Below are 24,491 nucleotides of genomic sequence, written 5' to 3' on the forward strand. Positions count from 1 at the left end.
GCATGACCGTTGACCTGGGGATTCCGACGGCACCGCCCCCGGTGCTCGCCCCGCGGCGCCAGACACGCAAGATCCGTGTCGGCAAGGTCGACGTCGGTGGCGACGCCCCGGTCTCGGTGCAGTCGATGACCACCACCCCCACCACCGACATCAACGCCACCTTGCAGCAGATCGCCGAGCTGACCGCTGCCGGCTGTGACATCGTGCGGGTCGCCTGCCCCAGCCAGGACGATGCCGACGCGCTGCCGGCGATCGCGAAGAAGTCGCAGATCCCGGTGATCGCCGACATCCACTTCCAGCCCAAGTACGTCTTCGCCGCGATCGATGCCGGTTGCGCCGCGGTACGGGTGAACCCGGGCAACATCCGCAAGTTCGACGACCAGGTGAAGGAGATCGCGAAGGCGGCCTCCGATGCCGGGGTCTCCCTGCGGATCGGGGTGAACGCGGGCTCGCTGGACAAGCGACTGCTCGCCAAGTACGGCAAGGCCACCCCGGAAGCACTGGTCGAGTCCGCGGTCTGGGAAGCCTCGCTGTTCGAGGAGCACGGTTTCCACGATTTCAAGATCTCGGTCAAGCACAACGACCCGGTGGTGATGGTCCGGGCCTACGAGCTGCTGGCCGAGCAGGGTGACTGGCCGCTGCACCTGGGGGTCACCGAGGCAGGTCCGGCGTTCCAGGGCACGATCAAGTCCGCCACCGCCTTCGGTGCACTGCTGAGCCGGGGGATCGGCGACACCATCCGGGTCTCGCTGTCCGCCCCGCCGGTGGAGGAGGTGAAGGTCGGTACCCAGATCCTGCAGTCGCTGAACCTGCGGCCACGGAAGCTGGAGATCGTCTCCTGCCCCTCCTGCGGCCGCGCGCAGGTCGATGTCTACAAGCTGGCCGATGCGGTCACCGCCGGATTGGAGGGCCTGGAGGTCCCGCTGCGGGTGGCCGTCATGGGCTGTGTGGTGAACGGCCCCGGTGAGGCCCGTGAGGCCGATCTCGGCGTGGCGTCCGGCAACGGCAAGGGCCAGATCTTCGTCAAGGGTGAGGTGATCAAGACCGTCAAGGAGTCCGAGATCGTGGAGACACTGATCGAGGAGGCCATGCGGATCGCGGACACGATGGAGGGCGCCGAGGGTGGCGCTCCCGAGGTCACCGTGTCGTGACCGCACCCGCTGTCGCCGGAGAGGTCCGCGTCGTCTGTGATGCCGACCTGGATGCGGTGACGGCCCTGCTCGCCACCAAACCGGTCGAATCGGTCTTCGTGGCGTCCCGGATCGCCGCCTACGGGCTGGATCCGTTCCGGCTGGGTTGCCCGGTCTGGGGATGGTTCCGCGAAGGCGAGCTGAAGGCCCTGTGCCATGCCGGGTCGAACCTGATCCCTTTCGGCGCCGACGACGAGGCCTTGTCGGCTTTCGCCGAACAGGCCGGAGTGCGCCGCCGCTGTACCTCGATCGGCGGGCCATCGGCCTCGGTGATGCCGCTGTGGCAGGAGCTGTGCACCCGCGGACGCGATTGGCGAGCGGTACGTGAGGTGCGTGCACGACAGCCGCTGATGATGATCGACCGACCCTCACCGGTGCCGGCCGACCCGCAGGTGCAGCCCATCGGCCGTCGCGACATGGATGCCTATTTCGACGCCTCGGTGGCGATGTACACCGAGGAGGTGGGTGTCTCCCCGTTCCCCCACGGCAGCTCGCGCTACTACCGCGGGTACGTCCGGGAGCTGATCCGCCGTGGGCACTCCTTCGGGGTGGTGGAGAACGGCCGGGTGCTGTTCAAGGCCGACATCGGCTCCCTGGCCAACGGGGTGGCACAGATCCAAGGGGTGTGGGTGGCACCGGACCGCCGCGGCAGGGGTCTGGCCCCGTCGGCGATGGCCGCGGTTGTGGCTCTGGCTCTCGAACATGCGCCGTCGGTCAGCCTCTACGTGAACGACTTCAACACCGCGGCACTGCGTACCTATCAGCGGGTCGGTTTCGGCCAGATCGGCGAGTTCGCCACCATCTTGTACTAGACCAGCGGACACGGGGCGAGCGCAGGAAACCAGCCTCGACCCGCCCGTCTCCGGCCACGTCGTGGTCTCGGACAACACGAGGTGGCGGCGGTCTCCACCGGCCGACAGGCACGACAAACGTCGGTCGACGGCTCCCCCTGATCGATCCGTGAGCCACCGGGATCAAGATCGTGTCAGGTGTCTCGCAACGTGGCGGCCACCTACCCCGAAGTGCTGGGGGTGCGGCACCATGGACGTCTTTGCAACTCAGGAAAGGGTCATCACGCTTGTCGCGCTGGCCTGCTTGGTCGGGCTGATCGCTGGGCTGGGAGTAAGCCTGCTCCCGTTCCGGCCTGGGGTTGTGCTCGGGTCCGTCTGGGGAATTTCCATGTTCGTCCTGGCGGTCCTCCTCGCGGCCAGAGGCAATGTGCCGCAGCACTACACGTTGTACGGAGCAGTTGTGCTCGGCGGTGTCGCGTGTTTCGCTGGAGGGACGGCTGTTCCGGGTCTCATCCGATCCATGGGGAAGTCACGGGGGCCCATCTGAACGACACGGCGGTGTGGCTTGCAGGTGCCTGTCGCTGCCGCCTGCTTCACAGCCCGGTCCTGACCGAGCGCCCGCGTGTCGCGACGCCTCTCAACCGCGGCCGGGTTCGGCATCGGGTGGTACGTCGTCACCATGGAACGACTCGGTGATGTTGCCCGCCTTCGCCGTCGACGGGTCGGAGGCGATGAAGGCATTGAGCCACCGCATCTTCGGGTCCGCATCGATCAGCAGCGCCTTCACCAACAGGGTCGACGGCAGGGCCAGCAACGCGCCCAGTGGGCCGAGCACCGAGGCCCAGAACAACAGCGACAGGAACGAGATCGTCGGCGTGACCCCGACCGCGTCACCGGTGAACTTCGGCTGGATCAGCGACTGGATGACGAAGTTCAGCACCGAGTACCCGATCACCACGATCAGTGCGGCCACCGGCCCGCTGTCCAACAGCGCCATCAACGCCGGCGGGACCAGACCGAGCACGAAACCGATGTTCGGGATGTAGTTGGTGATGAACGACAGCACGCCCCACACCAACGCCAGCGGCACCCCGATCGCCATCAACAAGACCACGTCCAGGACGGCGACGACGATGCCGAACACGGTGGTGACGACCCAGTAACGGCGTACCCCCTGGGAGAACGACACCAGGGCCTCGGTGATCCGCGGGTTGACCATGTCGGAGATCCGCATCCGGTCGTCGATGCTGATCAGGTCCAGCACCAGGAAGAAGATCACGGTCAACAGCACCAGCAGCAGCGAGCCGACGCTGCCGACATTCGACAGCACCCCGGTCGCGGCGCTGACCACACTCTGCGGGTTGATTCCCTGCAACTGTTGGGTGATCTGCAAAGTGGTGATCCCGAACGACCCGAGAAGCTCCAGGGCGGAGTTGTAGAGGCTGATGAACTGCGGGGCGTAACGCGGCATCTCCTGCACGAAGGCGGCGATCGCGTAGTAGATCGCGTAGAAGAACAGGAACAGGAAGATCAACACCGCGATACCGGCGGCGGTGGCGGCCAATGCCTTCGGAACGCCGCGCCGGCGAAGCCAGGACGCCAGCGGAGCGGCAGCCAGCACCAGGTTGATGCCGAAGAAGACCGGGGCGATGATGTCGTTGAACTCGCGAATGCCGAAGATGATCAGGATCCCGGCACCGACGCTGAGCAGAACCAGCAGCACCCTGGGGGTGCCGATCCGGTCGGTCAGGCCGTCGAGCTGGCCGGAGATCCGACGCAGTTCGCGCTGTTCGGCACTCGGGTCGGGCCGCTGGGTCACCGCCGGCGGAGCAGGGGTCGGGCGCGTTGGCGCTCCGCGCCGCGTCAACCATCCGAACACCGTTCCGCCTCCTGTTCCCGGCACCGCGATGATGTCGTCGCAGAACACTCTGCCCTATGCAGGTAGGTGTCTGCGCAGGCGACACCGGTAGTTCGACCCGGCATCATGGTGGCCGTGGGCGAGATTGCATCGAGTGAGGTCGCATGGCGGTTCAGCCGCTGGCAGTTGTTCCTCGCCCGGGACGAGGTGCGGATCTCGGTCGCCTGGGCCTTGGCACGGTGGCCGGGTTGCTCACCGCGTTCAACCTGGTCACCTCCGCAGATCCCTGGACCCGGGTGATGTGTGCCTACCTGGCGGCCCCGGTGGTCGCCACCGTCATCACCGGCGCTCTCAGCCACGCCGTCTTCGTCCAGCTCGACTCCGGGTCCCTGCACGAGTTGCTGCGCCGGACGGAGCAACGACGCACCCTGCTGGACTTCCTGTTCAGCACCGATGACTCCGGTCTCAGCTGGGCGGTCCAAGGCGCCCTCGGTTCGCTGATCGCGATCTTCTGGTTGATCCTGAACGGTGAGCGCGACGACGGTCGGGTGGCGGTGCTGACCGTCCTCGGCGTGACGGCCGCCTGGGTGATGATGGTCCTCGCCTACACCGTCGACTATGCCCGGGCCAATGCCGTGCAGGAGGGGCTGGAGTTCCCCGGGGTGGAGCATCCAGTCTTCTCCGACTACGTCTACCAGTCGCTGACCGTGGCCACCTCGGTGGCGACCTCCGACGCCGACATCACCAGTCGCAGCATGCGGCGGCTGGTGTCGGGCAATGCGGTGGTCGCCTTCGTCTTCAACACCGTGATCGTCGCGCTCCTGGTCAGCCTGGTCACCAGTTTCCGTTGAACCACCCCCCGGGCCGATGGGTCGTGTCCGTGGCATCGGCCGGGGCCGGCTGCGTACCGGCCGGTTGCCGATCGTCGCGCAAGCCGGACGTACCGGTATCGTGAACGCGGCAGATCAGCCGCCAACGTCGAATCAAGAGGTGCCCTGAGTGTTCACCCGCATGTCTGAGTTGTTCGTCCGGACCCTGCGCGAGGATCCGGCCGACGCCGAGGTCGCCAGCCACCGGTGGCTGGTCCGCGCCGGTTACATCCGGCGGGCCGCACCCGGCATCTACAGCTGGCTGCCGCTGGGCCTTCGGGTGCTGGAGAACGTGGAGAAGATCGTTCGCGAGGAGATGAACGCGATCGGCGCCCAGGAGGTGCGTTTCCCCGCGCTGCTGCCGAAGGAGCCCTACGAGGCGACCAATCGGTGGACCGAGTACGGCGACGGCATCTTCCGGCTGAAGGACCGCAAGGGTGCCGACTACCTGCTCGGCCCGACCCATGAGGAGATGTTCACCCTGACGGTGAAGGAGATGTACTCCTCCTACAAGGACCTGCCGCTCTCGCTGTACCAGATCCAGACCAAGTACCGCGACGAGCCGCGTCCGCGGGCCGGCATCATCCGCGGCCGCGAGTTCATCATGAAGGACTCCTACTCCTTCGACGTCGACGAGGAGGGCTTGGCGGCCTCCTACGACGCACATCGTGCGGCGTACCGGCGGATCTTCGACCGGCTGGGCTTCGAGTACGTGATCGTGAAGGCGATGTCGGGGGCGATGGGCGGTTCGCGCTCCGAGGAGTTCCTGGCCGTCTCGCCGATCGGTGAGGACACCTTCGTCCGTTCCCCGGGTGGGTACGCCGCGAACGTCGAGGCCGTCGAGGTACTGGCACCCGAACCGATGCCCTTCGACGACCTGCCGCCCGCGCATGTGGAGCAGACCCCGGACAGCCCGACCATCGAGACCCTGGTCGCGGCGGCCAATGCTGCGCAGCCGCGGGAGGACCGGGAGTGGACTGCGGCGGACACGTTGAAGAACGTGGTGTTCATGATCAAGCGGCCCGGTGAGGAGGCCGAGCCGCTGGCGGTCGGCCTGCCCGGTGACCGGGAGGTCGACCTGAAGCGGCTGGAGGCCCACCTCGGCGAGGGGGTCGAGTTCGAGCCCTTCACCGCCGAGGACTTCGCCGCCCACCCGGAGCTGGTCAAGGGCTACATCGGCCCCGGCGTGCTGGGGGAGCAGAACAGCTCGGGCATCCGTTACCTGACCGATCCCCGGGTGGTCTCCGGCTCCCGCTGGGTGACCGGTGCCGACCGGCCCGGGCACCATGTCTTCGACCTGATCGCCGGTCGCGATTTCACCGCCGACGGCGTCATCGAGGTGGCGGAGGTACGGCCCGGCGACCCGGCACCGGATGGCTCGGGTCCACTGGCCCTGGAGCGCGGGATCGAGATGGGCCACGTGTTCGCCCTCGGCACGAAGTACGCCGAGGCGCTGGGGCTGAAGGTGCTGGACGCCAACGGCAAGCAGGCAGTGGTGCAGATGGGGTCCTACGGGGTGGGCGTCTCCCGGGCGGTGGCAGCCATTGCCGAGGGCAACTGTGACGCCAGGGGGCTCGCCTGGCCGCCGGAGATCGCTCCGTACCGGGTGCACATCGTCGCCACCGGCAAGGACGCGGCCGTGTTGGAGAAGGCCACCGAGATCGCCGCCGCGCTCGACGAGGCCGGTGTCAGCGTGCTGCTGGACGACCGCAAGGCCAGCCCGGGGGTGAAGTTCGCCGATGCCGAGATGCTCGGTATGCCGACGACCGTCGTCGTCGGGCGTGGCCTGGCCGATGGTTTCGTCGAAGTACGCGACCGCCGCAGCGGAATGGCCGAGAACGTGGCCGTCGACGACGCGTTACCGCATCTGATCGCGGTGGTCGACGGCGTGCCCGACATCGAGGGCTGATCCAAATCCACTCGCCGGGCGGTCACCTGGGGCTCGCACTTGGGTCCGGCCGCCACAATGGCAGCCGTGGAGTTGCTGGCTGAGATCTGGTCCCGGGTGACGGCACGACAGGTCGTACCCCCGAGCAGCCAGGTGCTGTTGTCCGCGGCGGCTGCCCTGGCAGCGGTGATCCTGGCCTGGCGCTTGGTGCGGATCCTCACCACCGTCGTCCACGAGGCCGGTCACGCCGTGGTGGCGATGCTGGTGGGTCGGAGGCTGCAAGGGATCCGGCTGCACTCCGACACCTCGGGGCTGACGGTGTCCAAGGGTCGGCCGCGGGGGCCGGGGATGATCGCCACCCTGCTCGCCGGTTATCCCGCGCCGGCGATCTTCGGCCTGGTGGCTGCCTGGGTGCTGAGCCAGGGGTACGCCGTCGCGCTGCTGTGGGGCAGCCTGCTGGTGCTGGCGCTGATGGTGCTGTGGATCCGCAATTTCTACGGCTTGCTGGTGATCGCCGTGCTCGGTGTCGGCATCGGCCTGGCATCGTGGTATCTGCAGCCTGCCGAGCAGTCATTGATCGCCTTCACGCTCACCTGGTTGTTGCTCCTCTCCGCACCGCGGGCGTCGATGGAACTGCTGCGCCGGCCGTCGGCGAACTCCGACGCCGGGCAGCTGGCCCGGTTGACCCGTGTCCCGGCAGGGGTGTGGAGCACCGTGTTCGTCGGCATCGGTCTGTTCGCGCTGGTCGTCGGGACGGCGATGCTGCTGCCGCAGGTAATCATGCGCTGACGTCCGCTTGCGTACCTGTCCGGGTGCGCCGACCGGAGGGTCATCCCCGATCGGCATCCGGGCCGGTGACCTTGGACGCCTCGCCCTGCGGCGGGTTCGGTGACCGACCGTCCGGATCGTCCTCGGAACCTGTGTGGTGCGTGGCGGAACCGGTCCGGTTCCCCGCTTCCAGTTCGTCGGCCTCGGCGCCGGTGACCGCCTCTCCGCGGGCGACCAGTCCGGCCTCACTGCCCAGCGGGATCTGCTTCAGGAACAGTGCCAGGACGAAGGCGACGGCGATGAACGGCACCAGGTAACCGAAGACCGGCGCCAGCGCATCGGCGTACCCGTTCATCACTCCCTGCTGCAACTCGGTGGAGTACTGGTCGAGTGTCGTCGGGTCCAGGTTCGCCACCGACTGTGCAGCGGTCGCCGCGTCCTGCCCGGCGCCGGTGAACACCGCGGTCAGGTTCTCCGAGAGTCGGGTGGTGAAGATCGAACCGAAGACCGCCACACCGAGGGCGGCACCGACCTCCCGGAAGTAGTTGTTGGTGCTGGTACCGATACCGACCTCGGTGGCCGGTACGGCGTTCTGCACCACCAGGACGACCACCTGCATCACCAGACCGAGGCCGCAACCGAGGCCGAACAGGTACACCATGATCAACCACAGCGGGGTGTCACCGGTCAGGGTGGTCATGGTTGCCATCACCACACCGGTCACCGCCATACCGATGATCGGGTAGGCCCGGTACTTGCCGGTGCGGGTGATCAAGTTGCCCGAGAGCAGGGTCATCAACATCATGCCGCCCATCATCGGCAGCATCAGCAGACCGGACTCGGCTGCTGAGGTCTGCGAGACCATCTGCAGGAAGGTGGGCAGGAAGCTGATCGCGGCGAACATGCCCAGCCCGAGCATGAAGCCGATCGCGGTGGCATTGACGAAGACCCGGTTGCGGAACAGTCGCAGCGGGATGATCGGATCCTCGGCACGGGATTCGGTCAGCACGAACAGGGTGGCTGCGACCACCATGCCTGCGCACCAGGCCCAGGTGCTCAAGGCACTCCAACCGTGGTCGGAGTCGTCGCCGAAGTCGGCGAAGAAGATCAGGCAGGTGGTGGTGATCGTCAGCAAGATCACGCCCAGGACGTCGGGACGTGTGGTTGACCGGCGGCTCGGAACCTTCAAGGCGATCAGGGCGATCACGAAGGCGGCGATGCCGACAGGTACGTTCACCCAGAACGCCCAGTGCCAGGTGTGATGGTCGACGAAGTAGCCGCCGAGCAGTGGGCCGCGCCGATCGCGGCGACACCGAAGACCGCCCCCATCGGGCCGAGGTACTTTCCGCGCTCCTTCGCCGGGACGATGTCGGCGATGATCGTCTGCGAGAGAATCATCAGGCCGCCGCCGCCGAGACCCTGCATCGCCCGGAAGGCGACGAACGTCCAGAACGTGGTCGACAGCGCCGCGCCGATCGAGGCAATGGTGAACAAGCCGATCGCGAAGAGGAAGAGGTGACGGCGACCGAGGACGTCACCGAACTAGCCGTAGATCGGCATCACGATGGTCGTCGCCAGCAGGTAGGCCGTGGTGATCCACGCCTGGTGCTCGACACCGCCGAGGTCGCCGACGATGGCCGGCATCGCGGTGGAGACGATGGTCTGGTCGAGGCTCGACAACAACATGCCCGCGATCAGGGCGCTGAAGATGATCCAGATGCGGCGCTGGGTGAGGGCCAGTGGTGCCGGGTTCTTGGGGGCGGTCATGGCCGGTTCCGTTCTGTGGTGGTTTCGGGTGTGGAAGTCAGCATTGCGGCGGCCTGCTGCAGACGCTCGCTCAGCCGTTCGGCGAAGTGGGTGGGGGACAGCGGACGATCGGCGGCGAACTGCTCGGTGGCAACCGCTCGGCCGAAGGTCCCGACCAGGGTGACTGCGGTGATCGCCCGGGTGTCATCGGCGGCCCATCCCTCGCGCTCGGCGACCAGTTCGGCATCGGCATGTTCGATCCGGGCGGCGAACTCGACCATCAGGGCGTGCAGCTCGGGTTCCTGCCGCAGGGCGTTCATGAGTTCGGCGTGGTCCTCGAAGCCGTGGCCCAGGATCTCCCAGCGACGGCGGCTGAGGGTGATCAAGGCGGTGACCAGGGGTTCGGTGGAGTGCAGGAACTCCTGGGCCACGCGGTCCAGCTCGGTGTCATGGGTGCGGATGCCGAGGACGGCATGTTCCTTCTTCGCGAAGTAGTTGAAGAAGGTGCGTCGAGAGACCTCGACCTCGGCGCACAGCTCTTCGACGGTGAACCCGGCCAGCCCGCGTTCGGCGGTCCAGGCGCGGGCGGTCGAGATCAGTCGGCGCGCGGTCCGGGCCGTGCGCCGTTCTCTCAGCCCGGTTGCACGGGTGGCTGATTGGTGCATGTTTGCACTATAGGCATCAAAGTGCAGACACCTGCACGGCGTACAAGGACTCACAGGATTGTCCCAGCTTCGCTGTCGGTCCTGGGTCGGCACTGGGCGGCGGAGGTCGTGACTTCGCCAGCGATTTCGGTCAGTGCTGGGCGGTGGTGCCGATGGTCGTGGCTTCGAGGGGTGGTGACCTCGGGGTATGGGTTCGGGCGTGCGGCCCCGGGGGTATGGGTTCGGGCGTGCGGCCCCGGGGGTATGGGTTCGGGCGTGCGGCCCCGGGGGTGTGGGTTCGGGCGTGCGGCCCCGGGGGTGTGGGTTCGGGGGCTTCAGGGCCCGGCCGTTCGCCCGACCGTTGCGACGGGTGTGGCTTCGGGGCGTGTGGCTGCGAGGGCTGCGGCTCGGAGGTGACTCCGAGGGGGGTGATGTCACCGGAGGCTGTGAGGGGCGCCCGTGCCGGTTTCGCTGAGGTGGATCTGGATGACAACCAAACAAGCGTCACGGTCGACGCGGTCATCCGTCAGTCGACTAGGGGTTATGCGCCGGTCGGGTCGATCGAGTGTGACGTTTGTTTGATTTTGACTCGGCAGACTCGGGGCGGTCGGCCTGCCCGGCGCCGTGCGTCGCCGGAGGCTGGTGAGGGGCGCCCGTGCCGGTTTCGCTGAGGTGGATCTGGACGACAACCAAACAAACGTCACAGTCGATGCGGTCTTCGGCCGGCCCACTAGGGGTTCTGTGCCGGTTGCGGCGATCGAGTGTGACGTTTGTTTGGGTTGTTGCCGTCATGATCACCGCGGTGGCCGGTTCTCGTGGTGAACCCGGTCGGCTCAGTCGCACCCGGTCGATTCAGTCGCACCCGGTCGATCCAGTCACACCCGGTCGATCCAGTCGCACCCGGTCGATTCAGTCGCACCCGGTCGATCCAGTCGCACCCATCCGGCTCAATTGCGAGGGCGCTGTGACCGGTGTCGCCGAACCGCCTCCCGGGTGCCGCACCGTGGCGAGCAGTAGCGCTGGGTCCCGTTGCGGGACAGGTCGGCGAACGGCAGATCGCAATCGCTCGCACCACAGCGGCCGAGCCGGTCCATTCCCCGCTCGGTCAGGTGCAGGGCGGTGCCGACGGTGATCATCGTCGACAGCAGATGGGCCAGACCCACCCGGTCGGGCCGGTAGTGAAGGTGCCAGCGGCCGGTGTGGTCGGTGAGCCGGGGGTGTTCGGCATACCGGGCGAGCAGGTCGTTCAACCGGGCAGCGCGTTGCACCTCCTCGCCGACATCGACGACGGACTGCCAGGAATCCAGGAAGTCGGCCAGGCGGTCGATGTCGGTCACCGTCGCGGGCAGTTCGACCTCCACCCCGTGGTCGAGGCAGACCTCGGTCAGTTCGGCGGGTGAGGTCGGCAGTTCGCGGACCAGCGCGACGGCCAGTCGCACCGGTTCCGCACCGTAAGGGTTGATCAGCACAAAGTCATTACAGCATGATCGCCCTCGTGCTCGATCAACTCCCGCTGGTCACCCTGATCGCCCTGATCGGCGTCGCCTTCGTCGCCGGCTGGGTGGATTCCGTGGTCGGCGGCGGGGGACTGATCCAGCTCCCGTCTTTGCTGATCGCGCTGCCCGAGGACACCCCCACCCCGAGCATCCTGGCAACCAACAAGATCAGCTCCGCGGCAGGAACGCTGATCGCCACCATCACCTACCTGTCGAAGATCAAGGTGCACTGGGGGGTGGTCCTGCCGCTGGTGATCGGCTCGGCAACCGGTGCCGCGAGCGGGTCCTGGCTCGCCCAGTTCGTACCCAAGGAGGTCTTCACCCCGGTGGTGCTGGTGGCCCTGATCGCGGTGGGTCTCTACACCTGGCGGCGCCCGGCGCTGGGCATGACCGGTCGTGTCGGCGAACGCGGGCCCTCCCACTACCTGATCGCCGGTGGAATCGGACTGGTGATCGGCGCCTATGACGGAGTCCTCGGTCCCGGTACGGGGTCGTTCTTCGTGATCGCGCTGGTCGCCCTGCTGGGGTACGGATTCCTGGAGGCGACGGCAAAGGCCAAGATCGCCAACCTGACCACCAACCTGGCCTCGATCGCCGTCTTCGGGGCCACCGGATATCTGCTCGTGGGGCTCGGCCTGGTGATGGCGGCGGCGAATCTCACCGGCGGTCTGATCGGCGCCCGGATGGCCCTGCGGTACGGCAACGGGTTCGTCCGGATCGTCTTCCTGGTCGTGGTGGGTGCGCTGATCTGCAAGCTGGGTTGGGATGTCGCCTGGCAGGTGATCGAACTGATCGGTCGCTGAGCACCCGGCTGCCGGTGACGCCCCGGCAGTTCCCACCCATGTGCCCTCCGCCCAGGCGCCGTGGGCATCACCGATCATCGGCGGCCGATCCGCTCGGTCGGGGCGCCGAGGACCGGACGCGGGGATGACCGGCCGGAGTCAGGCAGGATCGGGCCAGCCCGGCCAGGCAGGCAGAGTGGCCCCGGCGCGGACCGCACGAAGGGTGCTCTCGCTGAGCATCGTCGCTGCCCGGTCCCGATCGGACTCGGTGTTCGTCGCCTGCAGCCATTGGCCGAGGTAGGGCAACAGACCTGATTCAATCACGCGGTCGGTCTCCTGCGGCTCGTCCGGAACCAGATAACCGGCCTCGGCGGCAGGGGCTGCTGCACCGCGGTCCACCAGTTCCCCGCTCAGCTCGTCGCGTAAGGAGCGGTAGCGCTCCAGCGCCGCCAGGATGGGCTCGTCGTCGGAGCGCGGGACCAGGCCCAGCAGACGTTGGTAGGCGAACACCGCGGCATGACACTGCGCCACCACCTGCTGCATTGCGGTCACATCGTCGGTCGTGGACAGGGCTCCCGTGCCCGGCATGCCGATCTCGCCGCCGTCCTCGACGACTTCGGCCGCTGCAGTGCAGAAGGCGGCCAGGGAACCGCAGACCAGGGCATCGGTCCCCGTGGCGCCGGGGGTCGTTTCGACCAGTGCCTCGGCCGCCGAGCGTTCGGCGTCGATCAGCTCCCGGGCCGGATCGTCACCGACGTCGATCGCGCTGCCCGGTGTGGGCAGGGGTGAGCCGGGACTCGTGGACGGACGTGTCCCGGGGGAGCCGGAGACCAGCGCGGTCAGATGCGCCCGATGTGCACCCAGGAGTGCCGGATCCGCCCCGGCGGCCTCGGCCAGGGCCAGCAGCCCGGTCATCCGGGACCGTGCCTCCACGATCGCCGAGGTGGCGGTCGAGGCCGGCGCCGGGGTCGGAGCCGGCGGTCGGCCACCGCTCAGTGCTGGGGAGTCACCGCGAGCGGCGTTCCACGCCAGTCCGCCGGCGATTCCGGTGAACACGGTCGCACCGATCACGAGGAACTGGCGACGATTCGAGGCGGGCACCTGCCGAATCGTACCGATCGCCGCAGCCGCCCGAGTGGGAAGTGGAGCCGACCGGACAGATCGGTATGCTGGGCCAAAACTGAGTCCGACAATCGAACCGCGGAGGCTGACGTGAACGAACCCCAACTCGTCAACGAGATCACGCCACTGCTCGCACAGTTCGATCTTGAGCTCGACTCGCTCGACGTCCGACCCGCCGGTCGGCGAACCCTGCTGCAGATCATCGTCGACGGTGACGGCCCCGACGGCAGGGGTCCGAGTCTGGACGAGATCTCCGAGGCCACCAAGGCCGTCTCCCGCCATCTGGACGGCTCCAGTGCCGTCGGCAAGGGCGCGTTCACCTTGGAGGTCTCCTCCCGCGGGGTGAGCCGGCCACTGGAACGGGTCGAGCACTGGCGTCGCAACCTCGTGCGTCTGGTCAAGATCAAACTGAACGACGAGCACGACCTGCCCGATGTCCCCGACCAACTCGACCAGCTGGAGGGGCGGATCACGGCAGTGACCGATGACGCGGTCCTGCTGAGTGTCGGCGGCTCCGAGGTGCGGGTGCCGTTCGAGGTGATCAAGAAGGCAGTCATACAGGTCGAACTGACCAAGAAGCGTCCCGGCGACGCCGAGGAGGAGTGATCATGGACATCGACATGGCGGCGCTGCGGGCGATCGAGCGGGACAAGGAGATCCCGCTGGACACGCTCGTGCTGGCGCTCGAGGACGCGATGCTGAACGCCTACGAGAAGACCGACAACCCGGTGCACGGTGCCCGGGTGGAGTTGGATCGGCGTTCGGGCAGTTTCCGGGTGATGGCGCCGGAGCTCGACGAGAACGGCAAACCGGTCGGCGAGTACGATGACACCCCGGCCGATTTCGGCCGGGTCGCCGCCGCCACCGCCCGACAGGTGATCTTCCAGCGCCTGCGGGATTACGAGGACGAACAGAAGTACGGCCACTTCGCCGCCTCCGAGGGTGACATCGTCTCCGGCATCGTCCAGCAGGGAAGGGATTCCCGGACGGTGCTGGTCGACCTGGGCAAGATCGAGGCGATCATGCCGCTGGCCGAACAGGTCCCCGGTGAGACCTATCGGCACGGTGATCGAGTCCGTGTCTACATCGTGGCGGTACGCAAGGAGCTGCGCGGACCGCAGGTCGTCGTCTCCCGTACCCACCCCGAGCTGGTGGCCCGGTTGTTCAAGATGGAGGTCCCCGAGATCGAGCAGGGACTCGTCGAGATCAAGGCGATCGCCCGCGAGGCCGGACACCGGACCAAACTCGCGGTGATCAGCAACAGCCCCGAGGTCTCGGCCAAGGGTGCCTGCATCGGGCCCATGGGGCAGCGGGTACGGGCAGTGATGCACGAGCTGAACGAGGAGAAGATCGACATCATCGACTACTCCGAGGACCCCGCACAGTTCGTCGCCAATGCGCTGTCGCCGGCGAAGGTCTCCTCGGTGCAGGTGGTGGATCCGGCGGCGAAGGCCGCGCGGGTGATCGTCCCGGACTACCAGTTGTCGCTGGCCATCGGCCGGGAGGGACAGAATGCCCGGCTGGCCAACCGTCTGACCGGTTGGCGGATCGACATCCGTCCCGACACCGAGGTCGGCGCTGAAGCCTGATCGGCGCCCGGCCGCCGACCGAACCCCCGAGCAGCCGCAGGCTGCCGGGCCGGTCCGTACCTGTGTCGGTTGTCGCCGGCGGGTGCTGCAACGTGGGTTGCTCCGGCTGGCCCTGCAGCCGGACCCGCTGCACCCACAGACGGTTCGGGTGGTGTTCTCGCGTACCGCAGCAGGCCGTGGTGCCTGGCTGCATCCCGATCCGGACTGTCTGGAACTGGCCCGTCGGCGGCGGGCGATCCCGCGAGCCCTGCGGGTGCCGGTCACCGCGGTGGAGATCGATTTCGAGGAGCTCGCCCGCCGGATCGCGAACCTGCCCGGTGAGGCCGATGCGACAGCTTTGGGTTCGGGAGACTAGTCTTGGACCGGTACGCCCGCGCAGCGCGGGTGGAACACCTGACCGGGTCAACCGTCCCGGTCCGACCAGAAGGTGGGCATTCGCTCATGAACGCGCGATGAACACGCATCAGCGATGAACACAGCAACCGACTAACTGGTCCGGCGAATTCGACCCGGACCTGAAGGAGAGTAGTGGCCAAGGTCCGCGTCTACGAGTTCGCCAAAGAGAACGGGCTCGAAAGCAAGGAGGTCCTCCAAGTCCTCAAGGACATGGGGGAGTTCGTGCGCTCGGCATCCTCGACGATCGAGGCACCGGTGGTACGCCGGTTGAGCGAACGCATCAGCAGTGACAAGTCCAACGGCAGCGGTGACGGCAAAGCCAAGCCCGCTGCCGCAGCCAAGCCCCGCAAGCCCGGCCCGCCGGCGCCGAAGAAGCCGGCCGGTCCCGCACCGAGCCCGGCGGCTCCGGCTGCCGCGGGTGGCAACGATCAGGCACCGTCGAAGTCGGCGCCTCGTCCGGGTGCGACCCCGGGTCCGAAGCCGGCCACCCCGGCGGCCGAGTCGACCACACCGACGCCTCGTTCGGATGCTCCGCGTTCGGATGCCCCACGTCCGGGTGCCGCCCGTCCGGCTGCTCCCGGACCTCGTCCGGGCCCGCGGGCTCCGGAGAGCCGTTCGGAGCCGGGTCGTCCGGCCGCTCCGCGCGGTGGTGAATCCCGCGGTGGTACCGATTCCCGTGGCGGAACCGATGCCCGTCCGGGCCGTCCGGCGCCGCGCCCGCGTCCGGGATCGACCGGCGGTCTGCCCGGTGCACCGGGTCCGCGGCCGCGTCAGTCCGGTCCGCGTCCGGGCAACAACCCGTTCGCCAGCTCGCAGGGGATGGGCCGTACGCCACGGCGCCCGGAGAGCCGCACCGGCGGTGCTCCCGGGGATGCCCCACGTCCGGGCGGTCCTCGTCCCGGTGGTGGCAGTGGCGGAATGCCGCGCCCCAACCCGGCGATGATGCCCAAGCAGTCCAGCCTGGGAGCGCCGACCGGTCGTGGTGGTCGCCCCGGTGGCGGCCCCGGCCGTGGCCGCGGTGGCGGCCCCGGCGGCTCTCGTGGCCCGGGCGGTCCCGGTGGTGGCCCGCCGATGGGTCCGGGCCGTGGCCGTGGTGGCCGCGGTGGTACCCAGGGTGCCTTCGGCCGTGGTGGACAGAAGGGCCGTGGACGCAAGTCGCGCAAGCAGCGTCGCCAAGAGGTCCACGACATGGAGGCCCCGACGATCGGCGGCGTGCGCGTCCGCAAGGGCGAGGGGCAGACGATCCGTCTGCGCCGTGGTGCCTCGCTGACCGACCTGGCCGAGAAGATCGGTGTGGACGCAGCAGCGCTGGTCCAGGTGTTGTTCGGTATGGGCGAGATGGTGACCGCCACCCAGTCGGTCAACGACGAGACCCTGCAGGTGCTCGGTACCGAGCTGAACTACAACATCCAGGTCGTCTCTCCCGAGGACGAGGACCGCGAGCTGCTGCAGAGCTTCGACATCGAGTTCGGTGAGGACATCGGTGACGAGGACGATCTGGCGGCCCGCCCGCCGGTGGTGACCGTGATGGGTCACGTCGACCACGGCAAGACCAAGCTGCTCGATGCGCTGCGGAAGTCGAATGTGGTCGCCGGGGAGGCCGGTGGCATCACCCAGGCCATCGGCGCCTACCAGGTGACCACCGAGGTCGACGGCGTCGAACGCAAGATCACCTTCATCGACACCCCGGGTCACGAGGCGTTCACCGCCATGCGTGCCCGTGGTGCGAAGTCGACCGACATCGCCGTACTGGTGGTGGCTGCCGACGACGGTGTGATGCCGCAGACGATCGAGGCGCTGAACCATGCGACCGCCGCGGACCTCCCGGTCGTGGTGGCGGTGAACAAGGTGGACAAGCCCGGCGCCGATCCGTCGAAGGTCCGCGGTCAGCTGACCGAGTACGGGCTGGTGCCGGAGGAGTACGGCGGCGACACCATGTTCGTCGATGTCTCCGCGGTCACCGGTGTCGGCCTGGAGGAGCTGCAGGAGGCGATCGTGCTGACAGCCGATGCCGCCCTGGAGCTGCGTGCCAACCCGGACATGGAGGCCCAGGGTGTCGCCATCGAGGCGCATCTGGACAAGGGGCGTGGCCCGGTGGCGACCGTGCTGGTGCAGCGCGGCACGCTGCGGGTGGGCGACTCCATCGTCTGTGGCCCGGCCTACGGCCGTGTCCGGGCGATGATGGACGACCACGGCGATTCGGTGACCGCGGCGCCGCCGTCGATGCCGGTGCAGGTGATCGGCCTGACCAGCGTGCCGGGTGCCGGTGACACCATCCTGACGGTGTCCGATGACCGGACCGCACGGCAGATCGCCGACCAGCGGGAGTCCCGTCGCCGTGCCGCAGCCCAGGCTGCCGGTGCCCGCCGGCGTACCCTCGACCAGCTGTTCGAGCAGATGGAGAAGGGTGAGACCTCGGAGCTGCTGTTGATCCTGAAGGGCGACGGCGCGGGTTCGGTCGAGGCCCTGGAGGAGGCGCTGACCAAGATCGACGTCGGCGAGGAGGTCTCGCTGCGCGTGATCGACCGTGGCGTCGGCGCGATCACCGAGACCAATGTCTCGCTGGCCGCGGCCTCCGGTGCGGTGATCATTGGCTTCAACGTCCGAGCACAGGGCAAGGCCACCGAGATGGCCGATCGGGAGAACGTGGACATCCGGTACTACTCGGTGATCTACGACGCGATCGACGAGATCGAGGCAGCGCTGAAGGGCATGCTGAAGCCGATCTACGAGGAGGTGCAGCTGGGTACCGCAGAGGTGCGTCAGGTGTTCCGTTCCTCGAAGGCCGGTGTGATCGCCGGTTCGCTGGTCACCAGCGGCATCATGCGGCGCAACGCCAAGGCCCGGTTGCTGCGCGACGGTGTCGTGGTCACCGAGACCACCATCGGCTCGCTGCGCCGGGAGAAGGACGACGTCACCGAGGTCCGCGAGGGCTACGAGTGCGGTATGACGCTCGCCAACTACTCCGATGTCAAGGTCGACGATGTGATCGAGACCTTCGAGATGAGGGAGAAGCCGCGCGACTGATCTCGCGCGACTGACGAACCGGCCCGTTCCCCGTCAGGGAGCGGGCCGGTTCGCGTACCGGCCGGCTTCGGGGCGCACAAGGCCCGGTGCAGCACACGAACCCAACCCGAACGCCGGGCAGCGAGCGCGCGGTGGTCGGCGCCGAACGTGGCCGAGGCGCTGAGCGCCGGTGGCCGACGGCACTACACTGGAGCGCCACGCGGATCGATTCGCGTGAACCGCCGTGAACTCAAGGAGTTGATCATGACCTCGCCCCGCGTGCTGAAGCTGGCTGACCAGATCAAGGGCATCGTCGCGCAGATGCTGGAGCGACGGGTGAAGGACCCCCGGCTCGGCTTCGTCACCATCACCGACGTCTCGCTGACCGGTGACAGCCGTGACGCGACCGTCTTCTACACGGTGCTGGGTGATGAGGAGGAGCGCGCCTCGACCGCCGCCGCACTGGCCTCGGCCACCGGGCTGATCCGCTCCCAGGTGGGCAAGCAGCTCGGGCTCCGGCACACCCCGAGCCTGACCTTCGTCCCCGATGCCGTACCGGAGTCCGGCCGACAGATCGACGAGCTGCTGCAGAAGGTACGCAGCAGTGACGCCGAACGTGCCGGTCAGGCGGGTACGGCGCAGTACGCGGGGGAGGCCGATCCGTACCGCAAACCCCGTGAGGACGACGAGACCGACGCGTGAGCAGACCACCGCAGACGACTGCTTCGGGGGTGGTCGTGATCGACAAACCCCAGGGACTGACGTCCCATCAGGTGGTCGGGAAGGCGCGGCGAGCCCTGGGCACCCGGAAGGTCGGCCATGCCGGAACCCTGGACCCGATGGCCACCGGTGTGCTGCTGCTCGGGGTGAACCGGGCGACCCGTCTGCTCGGACATCTGATGTTGACCGAGAAGACCTACACCGCGACGATCCGGCTCGGCGTCTCGACTGTCACCGACGACGCCGAGGGTGAGGTGGTGGAGACGCCAGGTGCCTCCGGCATCGACGAGGACCGGATCCGGCAGGCGATCGTGGCCTTCACCGGTGACATCGAACAGGTGCCGAGTTCGGTGTCGGCGATCAAGATCGACGGCAAGCGCTCCTATGCCCGGGTGCGCGCCGGAGAGCAGGTCGAGCTGGCGGCCCGCCCGGTGCATATCGAGAAGTTCTCGCTGCTGGAGGTCGAACCGGGGAGCTTCGGGGAGGTCGCGGTGATCGACTGTCGGGTACGGGTGGTGTGTTCCTCGGGCACCTACATCCGGTCCCTGGCCCGCGATCTCGGTCGAGCCCTGGGGACCGCCGGCCACCTGACGGCCCTGCGACGGACGAGGGTCGGCGCCTTCGACGTGGGTGAGGCCAGTGACCTCGACGATCCGGTGCTGGTCCCGATGGCGACCGCGGCCGGTTCGTGTTTCCCGCTTCTGGAGGCCGACGCCGAGCAGGCCCGCGACGTCGGGTACGGCCGCAGCCTCGACCTGGGAATCTCCAAGCCGGTGGCCGTCGTCCGGGAGGGGGAACTGCTCGGGATCTACGAGCCTCACGGCGACCGGGCCCGCCCGGTGGCGGTGTTTTCCCCAGCGCAGTGAGCAGTCGCTAGGGTGGGGCCCGTGCCTGAGCTGGAACATGTCGTGCCCACCGCGGTGTTGATCGGCAACTTCGACGGTGTGCACCGCGGGCACCAGCGCCTGCTGAGCGCGGCTGCGGAACGCGCCAGGAGACTGGTCGTCGTCACCTTCTGGCCGCATCCGATGTCGGTCATCCGACCGGACAAGGCGCCCCGGCTGCTCACCGATCTGCAGACCCGGGTCCGCCTGCTGGCTGAGGCCGGCGCCGACGAGGTGGTCACGGTCGCCTTCGACGACGCCACCTCCGAGCTGACACCCGAACAGTTCGTCGACACCGTTCTGCTGCCACTGCACCCCGATCTGATCATGGTCGGGGAGAACTTCCGGTTCGGTCACCGGGCCGCCGGCGATGTGGCGACGCTGACCGAGCTGGGTGCCGGCAGATTCGCCGTCACCGGCCTGCCGCTGGCCTCCACCGAAGGCGAGCCGATCTCCTCCACACGGATCCGGAAAGCCCTGGCAGCGGGCGAGGTGGCTGCGGCCGCTGACCTGCTGGGTCGTCCGTACTGCTACACCGGAACGGTGGTCCAGGGATTCCAGCGCGGTCGCGAACTGGGGTTCCCGACCGCCAACCTCCCGGTACCCGATTGGCGGGCCGCGCCCGCCGACGGTGTCTACGCAGGCTGGGCGCGGCGGGTCGACGAACCCGATGCCGAACGCTGGCCGGCAGCCATCTCGGTCGGTACGAATCCGACCTTCGACGATGTGATGCACACCGTGGTTGAGGCCTATGTGTTGGGCCGCGACGATCTTGAGCTGTACGACGTGCCGTTGGAGGTGGAGTTCGTCGAACGGCTGCGTGGTCAGGTCGCCTTCACCGGACTGGACGCCCTGATCGAGCAGATGCGGGCAGACGTGGTGCAGTGCCGTGAGGTGCTCGGCCAGGCGTGATCGGGTTCCTCAGGCCTCGGACTCCAGCGCCTTCTCCAGGGCCGCCAGCGATGCATCCAGGAACTCGGGTCCGAACGCGGGCAGACCGCCGACCTCGTCCCGGAACGCCTGCGGGGTGGCGGTCCAGTCGTAGGTCAAGGTGACCTCGGTGCCCTCGGCGACCGGAGCGAGGTCGTAGCGCCAGAACCAGCCGCCGCGTTCGAATTCGCCGGCCTCGTTAAGCTGCCCGGGCTCCCATTCGATGCTCTGGTCCAGTTCGAAGCGGGTCACCCGATTGTGCATCACATAGGGCTGCCCGCTGCCGGGGAATGCCATGTTCATGCCGAAGACCTGGTCGACCTCCTTCAACGGCTGCGGGTCGATCGCATCGCGTACCCAGTCACCGGGTTCGGTGTACTGGTGCTGCCGCGGATTCCGCAGCAGGGCGAACACCGTGGTCGGGTCGGTCGGCACAACTCGGCTACGGACCATCACTTGGTCGTTCTGCTCGATGGCGGGCATTGGGGGTCTCCTTCTCGCAGTTGGATCGACTGTAGCTGTGTGCACTCGTCGCGACCCCGTCCGCGCTCGATGTCGGTGCGAGGCGTACCCGTGCAAACCTGTGGTCCTTCGTCCGGCGAAGCGGATCGCGGGCGTCAGCCTCGCCGGAGGTACGTTTCCAACTCACCCAGGACCTTCTGCCAGCCCTGCAGCTGCGCCAGCTGCAGTTCCGGCGTCGGGTCGGGGACCCCGGTGCCGTCTCGCGACCCCGAGGGAAGGCGCTCAGTGACCAAAACCTCGGTCCCCGCCGGATCACCCGGAGAGAGGGTGAAGTCGATCCGCGACGCGGTGTCACCGGGACGTTCGTCGCCGGGTTCGCCCCACCAGAAGGTCAGTTGCCGTGGCGGCTCCGCGCGCTCGACCCGGATCGGCATCAACCCCTCGCCGACGAGTTCGAACGTTCCGGTTGCCCCGGTCACCATTCCGTCGGGAAAGCTCGCCGGATGGCCCCACCAGTCGCCGATCGCACCAGGGGTGGTGAGCGCCTCCCAGACCCGGTCGACCGGGGCGTCGATCGTCTGCCTGTGGTGCACCACACCGACTGTGCCGTTGTCGGGTTCATGCATGATTCCTCCAGCGAAGGTTGAGTGCTGTCAGCCCATGGTGGGCAGCCGAACGCCGGACTCGCCGATCGCCAGGGTACGCACGATCCTCACCCAGAGGATGAAGGCCACCCCCATGCAGGCGGTCGAGAGCAGATCGACATGCGGCAGCCAGGAGAGGAGTTCGGCGACCTGATCCTCCTCGACGCCCAGGTACAGAGAGCCTGAGATGCTGGCCAGGATCGATGAGATCAGCCAGGTGATCCACCAAGGTGCCCACACCCGATCCAGTGCGGTGCCGACCGTCGCGCGGGCGAGGTCCCGGACGTACTGCAGCGGCACCCACAACCACGTGATCGGGATCACCCAGCCGAACCAGGCCCACAGCGGATGTCGGCGTTGACCCACGGGACCGATCCGTGTGCGGAGTCCGTACATCCAGATCGAGGTCAGGATCCAGGTGGTGACCATCACCGGGTAGGTGAACTGATAGATCGACCACAAGGTGTCGCTGAGGATCCATGCCTCGGCAGAGGTCGCCTGGCCGGTCCAGAGCGCGGCAGCGAGGTAACTGTCGACGAGGTAGGCGATCTGCAAGGCCAGCCAGACCGCCGACAAGCAGATCATCGCCCGCGGCAGGGCACCCATGGCCGGCCCTGGCTCGGGTGCGGTCTGCCACGGGCCGGGCGGCCACGCCTCGGGAGGGGACGCGGGGGAGGGTGGAATCGCCGGACCGGGGAAGTCATGGCTCGCGGGGATTCCGTGGCGGACAGGGATCCCATGGCTCACAGGGACTCCTTGTCCATGGCTCACGGGGGCGTCAGGGTCCGCGGGCGCGAAGGTAGGCCGTCTGTCGTACCTGGCCGGACCGGCCGGGACCGGGGATGTGGTCGCCGGGTGGAAACTCGGTCCCGGTCCGGGGCGGTCGGGGTTGGCGGGGAAGGGGAACTCAGGGCGATGCGAGGTCATGGGGCGTCCCTGTCTGGATGCACCGTCGGATGCGGTGAGAAGGTTGTTCTACCCCAGGGATCTCCCGCTTGAACAGAGGTGGATCCGAAACTGCCGCTTCACCGGCCGGTACACCGGGTCGGATCAGGCCATCCCGATCAGTCGGCCGACGGCGGCGGCAACCGTACCGGCGATCACCACGATGATGAACGGCGCCCGGAGCAGCAACGCGACCACTGCGGCGCCGAGCGCCAGCGCGCGGGCATCGAAGGAGAGTGACTGTCCGTCAGCGAAGGTGTTGACCACCACCAGGGAAGCCAGTAGGCCGATGGTGGTGGCAGCGGCCAGGCGGGTCACGGCAGGCCGGTCCAGCCACCGCGCCGGGATCAGGTACCCGCTGAGCTTGATCAGATAGCCGACCGCGCAGGCGGCCAGGACCCAGATCATCAACTCCATGATCAGTTCTCCGTTTCTGGGGGCACAGGCCGTCGACGACGCATGATCAACGACACCGTGATCGCAACCAGTGCCGCGATCACGATCGGCAGCCCCTGCGGCAGGTGCGGTACGAGCGCCGCGGTGACCAGCGCGCAGACGACGGCCACGGACCAGGGTTCGGCACCGGTCAGGCGGGGCCACAACAGCGCGAGGAACGCTGCCACCGCGGCACCGTCGAGCCCCCAGGCGCGCGGGTCGCCGATCGCCTCACCGAGCAGTGCCCCGGCGGCGGTGGTGGCGTTCCAGAACAGGTAGATGCCGATCCCTGCAGTCAGGAAACCGCGTCGCTGTTCGGTTCGGTCCCGCTGGCCGAGAGCGACCGCGGTCGACTCGTCGATCGTCAGCTGGGCAAGGCCCAGGCGGGCCGGCCAGGTCGCGGGGCGCAACAGGGCATTGATCTGCATACCGTAGACGGCGTTGCGGATACCGAGCAGCGAGGCCGCACCGAATCCTGCCGCCGGCGTGCCGCCGCCGGCGATCACCCCGATCAGGGCGAACTGGGAGCCCCCGGTGAACAGGAGCAGGCTGAGCAGACAGGTCTGGAGCGGGCTCAAACCGGAAGCGACCGACAGCGCGCCGAAGGAGATGCCGTAGCTGCCGACCGCCAACGCCAAGGTTGCCCCGGCACGAACTCCGGGGCTGTGCCGCAGGTGACCGATGGGCTGCATGGCAGTAGGGTGTCTGCATGAAGCCTGTTCGTCAAGACGAACATTTCGGTCGTGATAGCGAACGATCTGACGCGGTGTCCCGGATCGCCGCCGCGGTCCGGGCGGAGCGCAGTCGCAGCGGTATGAGCCTGTCCGAGCTCGCCCGTCGCGCCTGCGTGGCCAAATCCACGCTGTCGCAGGTGGAGGCCGCGCAGGGCAACCCCGGGGTGGAGACGATCTGGGCGCTGGCCACCGCACTGGGCGTGCCGTTCGCGACGTTGATCGACCCGCCGGAGGAGATGTTCCGGCTGGTCCGGGCGGGTGAGGGAGACGCCACCCGGGCGGTCGAGGCCGACTACACCGCGATCCTGCTGAGCCGGTCACCGAGCGGGGTACGGCGTGATCTGTACCGGATCGAGGCCGAACCGGGGGAGTCGAGAATCTCGGCTCCGCATCCACCGGGCGTCGTGGAGTACATCGTGCTGATCAGTGGATCTGCGCAGGTGGGCCTGGTCGACGAACCGGTGCAGCTGGCCCCCGGGGACTTCTACGTCTATCCCGGGGACCGCCCCCACGTCTTCACTGCCTTGGTGCCCGGAACGAGTGCGGTGTTGATCTCCCAACAGCACTGATCGGCGAATCGTCTGCAGGCGAT

At 68.0% G+C, this 24,491-nt stretch carries 26 protein-coding genes; 14 read left to right on the forward strand and 12 right to left on the reverse strand.

Annotation, left to right across the window (positions count from 1 at the left end; all coding sequences use genetic code 11):
* Positions 1–2 precede the first annotated feature (2 nt).
* Together ispG and CLV29_RS02470 are read left to right on the forward strand one after the other, a co-directional pair.
* Complete coding sequence (ispG, locus tag CLV29_RS02465; protein ID WP_133753488.1) at positions 3–1,151, forward strand: flavodoxin-dependent (E)-4-hydroxy-3-methylbut-2-enyl-diphosphate synthase; 1,149 nt, start codon at positions 3–5, stop codon at positions 1,149–1,151.
* Positions 1,148–2,002, forward strand: coding sequence for a GNAT family N-acetyltransferase (locus CLV29_RS02470; protein ID WP_133753489.1), 855 nt, complete (start codon positions 1,148–1,150; stop codon positions 2,000–2,002). Before ispG ends, CLV29_RS02470 begins: the two co-directional genes overlap by 4 nt.
* Positions 2,003–2,618: 616 nt before the next feature.
* Here the strand turns inward: CLV29_RS02470 and CLV29_RS02475 are convergent.
* Positions 2,619–3,800, reverse strand: a complete 1,182-nt coding sequence (locus CLV29_RS02475) for an AI-2E family transporter (protein WP_166649102.1) — start codon at positions 3,798–3,800, stop codon at positions 2,619–2,621.
* 203 nt (positions 3,801–4,003) lie between these two features.
* Between CLV29_RS02475 and CLV29_RS02480 the strand changes: the two genes are divergently transcribed.
* The 3 genes from CLV29_RS02480 (at position 4,004) to CLV29_RS02490 (ending at position 7,385) form a co-directional block, all read left to right on the forward strand.
* A complete protein-coding gene (locus CLV29_RS02480) occupies positions 4,004–4,690 on the forward strand; it encodes a DUF1345 domain-containing protein (RefSeq protein ID WP_133753491.1) in 687 nt (228 codons plus the stop codon).
* A gap of 160 nt (positions 4,691–4,850) precedes the next feature.
* Positions 4,851–6,617, forward strand: a complete 1,767-nt coding sequence (locus CLV29_RS02485; RefSeq protein ID WP_133753492.1) for a proline--tRNA ligase — start codon at positions 4,851–4,853, stop codon at positions 6,615–6,617.
* A gap of 57 nt (positions 6,618–6,674) precedes the next feature.
* Positions 6,675–7,385 (forward strand): M50 family metallopeptidase, encoded by a 711-nt coding sequence (locus CLV29_RS02490; protein ID WP_133753493.1) that lies wholly within the window; start codon positions 6,675–6,677, stop codon positions 7,383–7,385.
* A 40-nt stretch (positions 7,386–7,425) separates the two neighbouring features.
* Here CLV29_RS02490 and CLV29_RS02495 read toward each other — a convergent pair whose 3' ends face one another.
* The 5 genes from CLV29_RS02495 to CLV29_RS02505 form a co-directional block, all read right to left on the reverse strand.
* Positions 7,426–8,601: an MFS transporter gene (locus tag CLV29_RS02495; RefSeq protein ID WP_243831675.1), complete on the reverse strand. Its 1,176-nt coding sequence runs from the start codon at positions 8,599–8,601 to the stop codon at positions 7,426–7,428.
* Positions 8,598–8,858, reverse strand: coding sequence for an MFS transporter (locus CLV29_RS16375; RefSeq protein ID WP_243831676.1), 261 nt, complete (start codon positions 8,856–8,858; stop codon positions 8,598–8,600). Before CLV29_RS16375 ends, CLV29_RS02495 begins: the two co-directional genes overlap by 4 nt.
* A gap of 48 nt (positions 8,859–8,906) precedes the next feature.
* A complete protein-coding gene (locus CLV29_RS16380) occupies positions 8,907–9,131 on the reverse strand; it encodes a hypothetical protein (RefSeq protein WP_208292724.1) in 225 nt (74 codons plus the stop codon).
* On the reverse strand, positions 9,128–9,775 hold the full coding sequence (locus CLV29_RS02500) for a TetR/AcrR family transcriptional regulator (RefSeq protein WP_133753494.1): 648 nt from the start codon (positions 9,773–9,775) through the stop codon (positions 9,128–9,130). The genes CLV29_RS16380 and CLV29_RS02500 overlap by 4 nt, the downstream gene beginning before the upstream one ends.
* A gap of 926 nt (positions 9,776–10,701) precedes the next feature.
* Positions 10,702–11,223, reverse strand: coding sequence for a CGNR zinc finger domain-containing protein (locus CLV29_RS02505; RefSeq protein WP_133753495.1), 522 nt, complete (start codon positions 11,221–11,223; stop codon positions 10,702–10,704).
* 14 nt (positions 11,224–11,237) lie between these two features.
* Between CLV29_RS02505 and CLV29_RS02510 the strand changes: the two genes are divergently transcribed.
* Complete coding sequence (locus CLV29_RS02510) at positions 11,238–12,053, forward strand: sulfite exporter TauE/SafE family protein (RefSeq protein ID WP_133753496.1); 816 nt, start codon at positions 11,238–11,240, stop codon at positions 12,051–12,053.
* Between the two features lie 138 nt (positions 12,054–12,191).
* Here the strand turns inward: CLV29_RS02510 and CLV29_RS02515 are convergent, their stop codons facing one another.
* Positions 12,192–13,133 (reverse strand): DUF4439 domain-containing protein, encoded by a 942-nt coding sequence (locus CLV29_RS02515; RefSeq protein ID WP_133753497.1) that lies wholly within the window; start codon positions 13,131–13,133, stop codon positions 12,192–12,194.
* Between the two features lie 111 nt (positions 13,134–13,244).
* On the opposite strand from CLV29_RS02515, the gene CLV29_RS02520 reads away from it, so the two are divergent.
* The 7 genes from CLV29_RS02520 to CLV29_RS02550 all read left to right on the forward strand — a co-directional run bounded on the left by CLV29_RS02520 (position 13,245) and on the right by CLV29_RS02550 (position 20,661).
* The gene (locus tag CLV29_RS02520) at positions 13,245–13,760 is read left to right on the forward strand and encodes a ribosome maturation factor RimP (RefSeq protein ID WP_133753498.1); all 516 of its coding nucleotides are present in this window, start codon (positions 13,245–13,247) and stop codon (positions 13,758–13,760) included.
* Between the two features lie 2 nt (positions 13,761–13,762).
* Positions 13,763–14,743, forward strand: a complete 981-nt coding sequence (gene nusA, locus CLV29_RS02525; protein WP_133753499.1) for a transcription termination factor NusA — start codon at positions 13,763–13,765, stop codon at positions 14,741–14,743.
* Positions 14,733–15,098 (forward strand): YlxR family protein, encoded by a 366-nt coding sequence (locus CLV29_RS02530; RefSeq protein ID WP_133753500.1) that lies wholly within the window; start codon positions 14,733–14,735, stop codon positions 15,096–15,098. The genes nusA and CLV29_RS02530 overlap by 11 nt, the downstream gene beginning before the upstream one ends.
* 173 nt (positions 15,099–15,271) lie before the next feature.
* Complete coding sequence (gene infB / locus CLV29_RS02535) at positions 15,272–18,166, forward strand: translation initiation factor IF-2 (protein WP_133753501.1); 2,895 nt, start codon at positions 15,272–15,274, stop codon at positions 18,164–18,166.
* Positions 18,167–18,409: 243 nt separating this feature from the next.
* On the forward strand, positions 18,410–18,847 hold the full coding sequence (rbfA, locus tag CLV29_RS02540) for a 30S ribosome-binding factor RbfA (RefSeq protein ID WP_133753502.1): 438 nt from the start codon (positions 18,410–18,412) through the stop codon (positions 18,845–18,847).
* The gene (gene truB, locus CLV29_RS02545) at positions 18,844–19,731 is read left to right on the forward strand and encodes a tRNA pseudouridine(55) synthase TruB (RefSeq protein ID WP_133753503.1); all 888 of its coding nucleotides are present in this window, start codon (positions 18,844–18,846) and stop codon (positions 19,729–19,731) included. Before rbfA ends, truB begins: the two co-directional genes overlap by 4 nt.
* A 21-nt stretch (positions 19,732–19,752) precedes the next feature.
* The gene (locus CLV29_RS02550) at positions 19,753–20,661 is read left to right on the forward strand and encodes a bifunctional riboflavin kinase/FAD synthetase (protein ID WP_243831678.1); all 909 of its coding nucleotides are present in this window, start codon (positions 19,753–19,755) and stop codon (positions 20,659–20,661) included.
* Positions 20,662–20,670: 9 nt separating this feature from the next.
* On the opposite strand, the gene CLV29_RS02555 is transcribed toward CLV29_RS02550, so the two are convergent.
* The 5 genes from CLV29_RS02555 to CLV29_RS02575 all read right to left on the reverse strand — a co-directional run bounded on the left by CLV29_RS02555 (position 20,671) and on the right by CLV29_RS02575 (position 23,857).
* Positions 20,671–21,162, reverse strand: coding sequence for an SRPBCC family protein (locus CLV29_RS02555; protein ID WP_208292725.1), 492 nt, complete (start codon positions 21,160–21,162; stop codon positions 20,671–20,673).
* A 134-nt stretch (positions 21,163–21,296) separates the two neighbouring features.
* Positions 21,297–21,767, reverse strand: coding sequence for an SRPBCC domain-containing protein (locus CLV29_RS02560; protein WP_133753504.1), 471 nt, complete (start codon positions 21,765–21,767; stop codon positions 21,297–21,299).
* 27 nt (positions 21,768–21,794) lie between these two features.
* Positions 21,795–22,391: a DUF4328 domain-containing protein gene (locus CLV29_RS02565; RefSeq protein WP_166649103.1), complete on the reverse strand. Its 597-nt coding sequence runs from the start codon at positions 22,389–22,391 to the stop codon at positions 21,795–21,797.
* A 444-nt stretch (positions 22,392–22,835) separates the two neighbouring features.
* Complete coding sequence (locus CLV29_RS02570; protein WP_133753506.1) at positions 22,836–23,147, reverse strand: AzlD domain-containing protein; 312 nt, start codon at positions 23,145–23,147, stop codon at positions 22,836–22,838.
* A 2-nt stretch (positions 23,148–23,149) separates the two neighbouring features.
* Positions 23,150–23,857, reverse strand: a complete 708-nt coding sequence (locus CLV29_RS02575; protein WP_133753507.1) for an AzlC family ABC transporter permease — start codon at positions 23,855–23,857, stop codon at positions 23,150–23,152.
* A gap of 74 nt (positions 23,858–23,931) precedes the next feature.
* Between CLV29_RS02575 and CLV29_RS02580 the strand changes: the two genes are divergently transcribed.
* Positions 23,932–24,468 carry a helix-turn-helix domain-containing protein gene (locus tag CLV29_RS02580; protein WP_243831679.1) on the forward strand — a complete coding sequence of 179 codons (537 nt, stop codon included), beginning with the start codon at positions 23,932–23,934 and terminating at the stop codon, positions 24,466–24,468.
* Positions 24,469–24,491 lie beyond the last annotated feature (23 nt).

It is taken from the genome of Naumannella halotolerans (genome assembly GCF_004364645.1).
GTDB classification, from domain to species: domain Bacteria; phylum Actinomycetota; class Actinomycetes; order Propionibacteriales; family Propionibacteriaceae; genus Naumannella; species Naumannella halotolerans.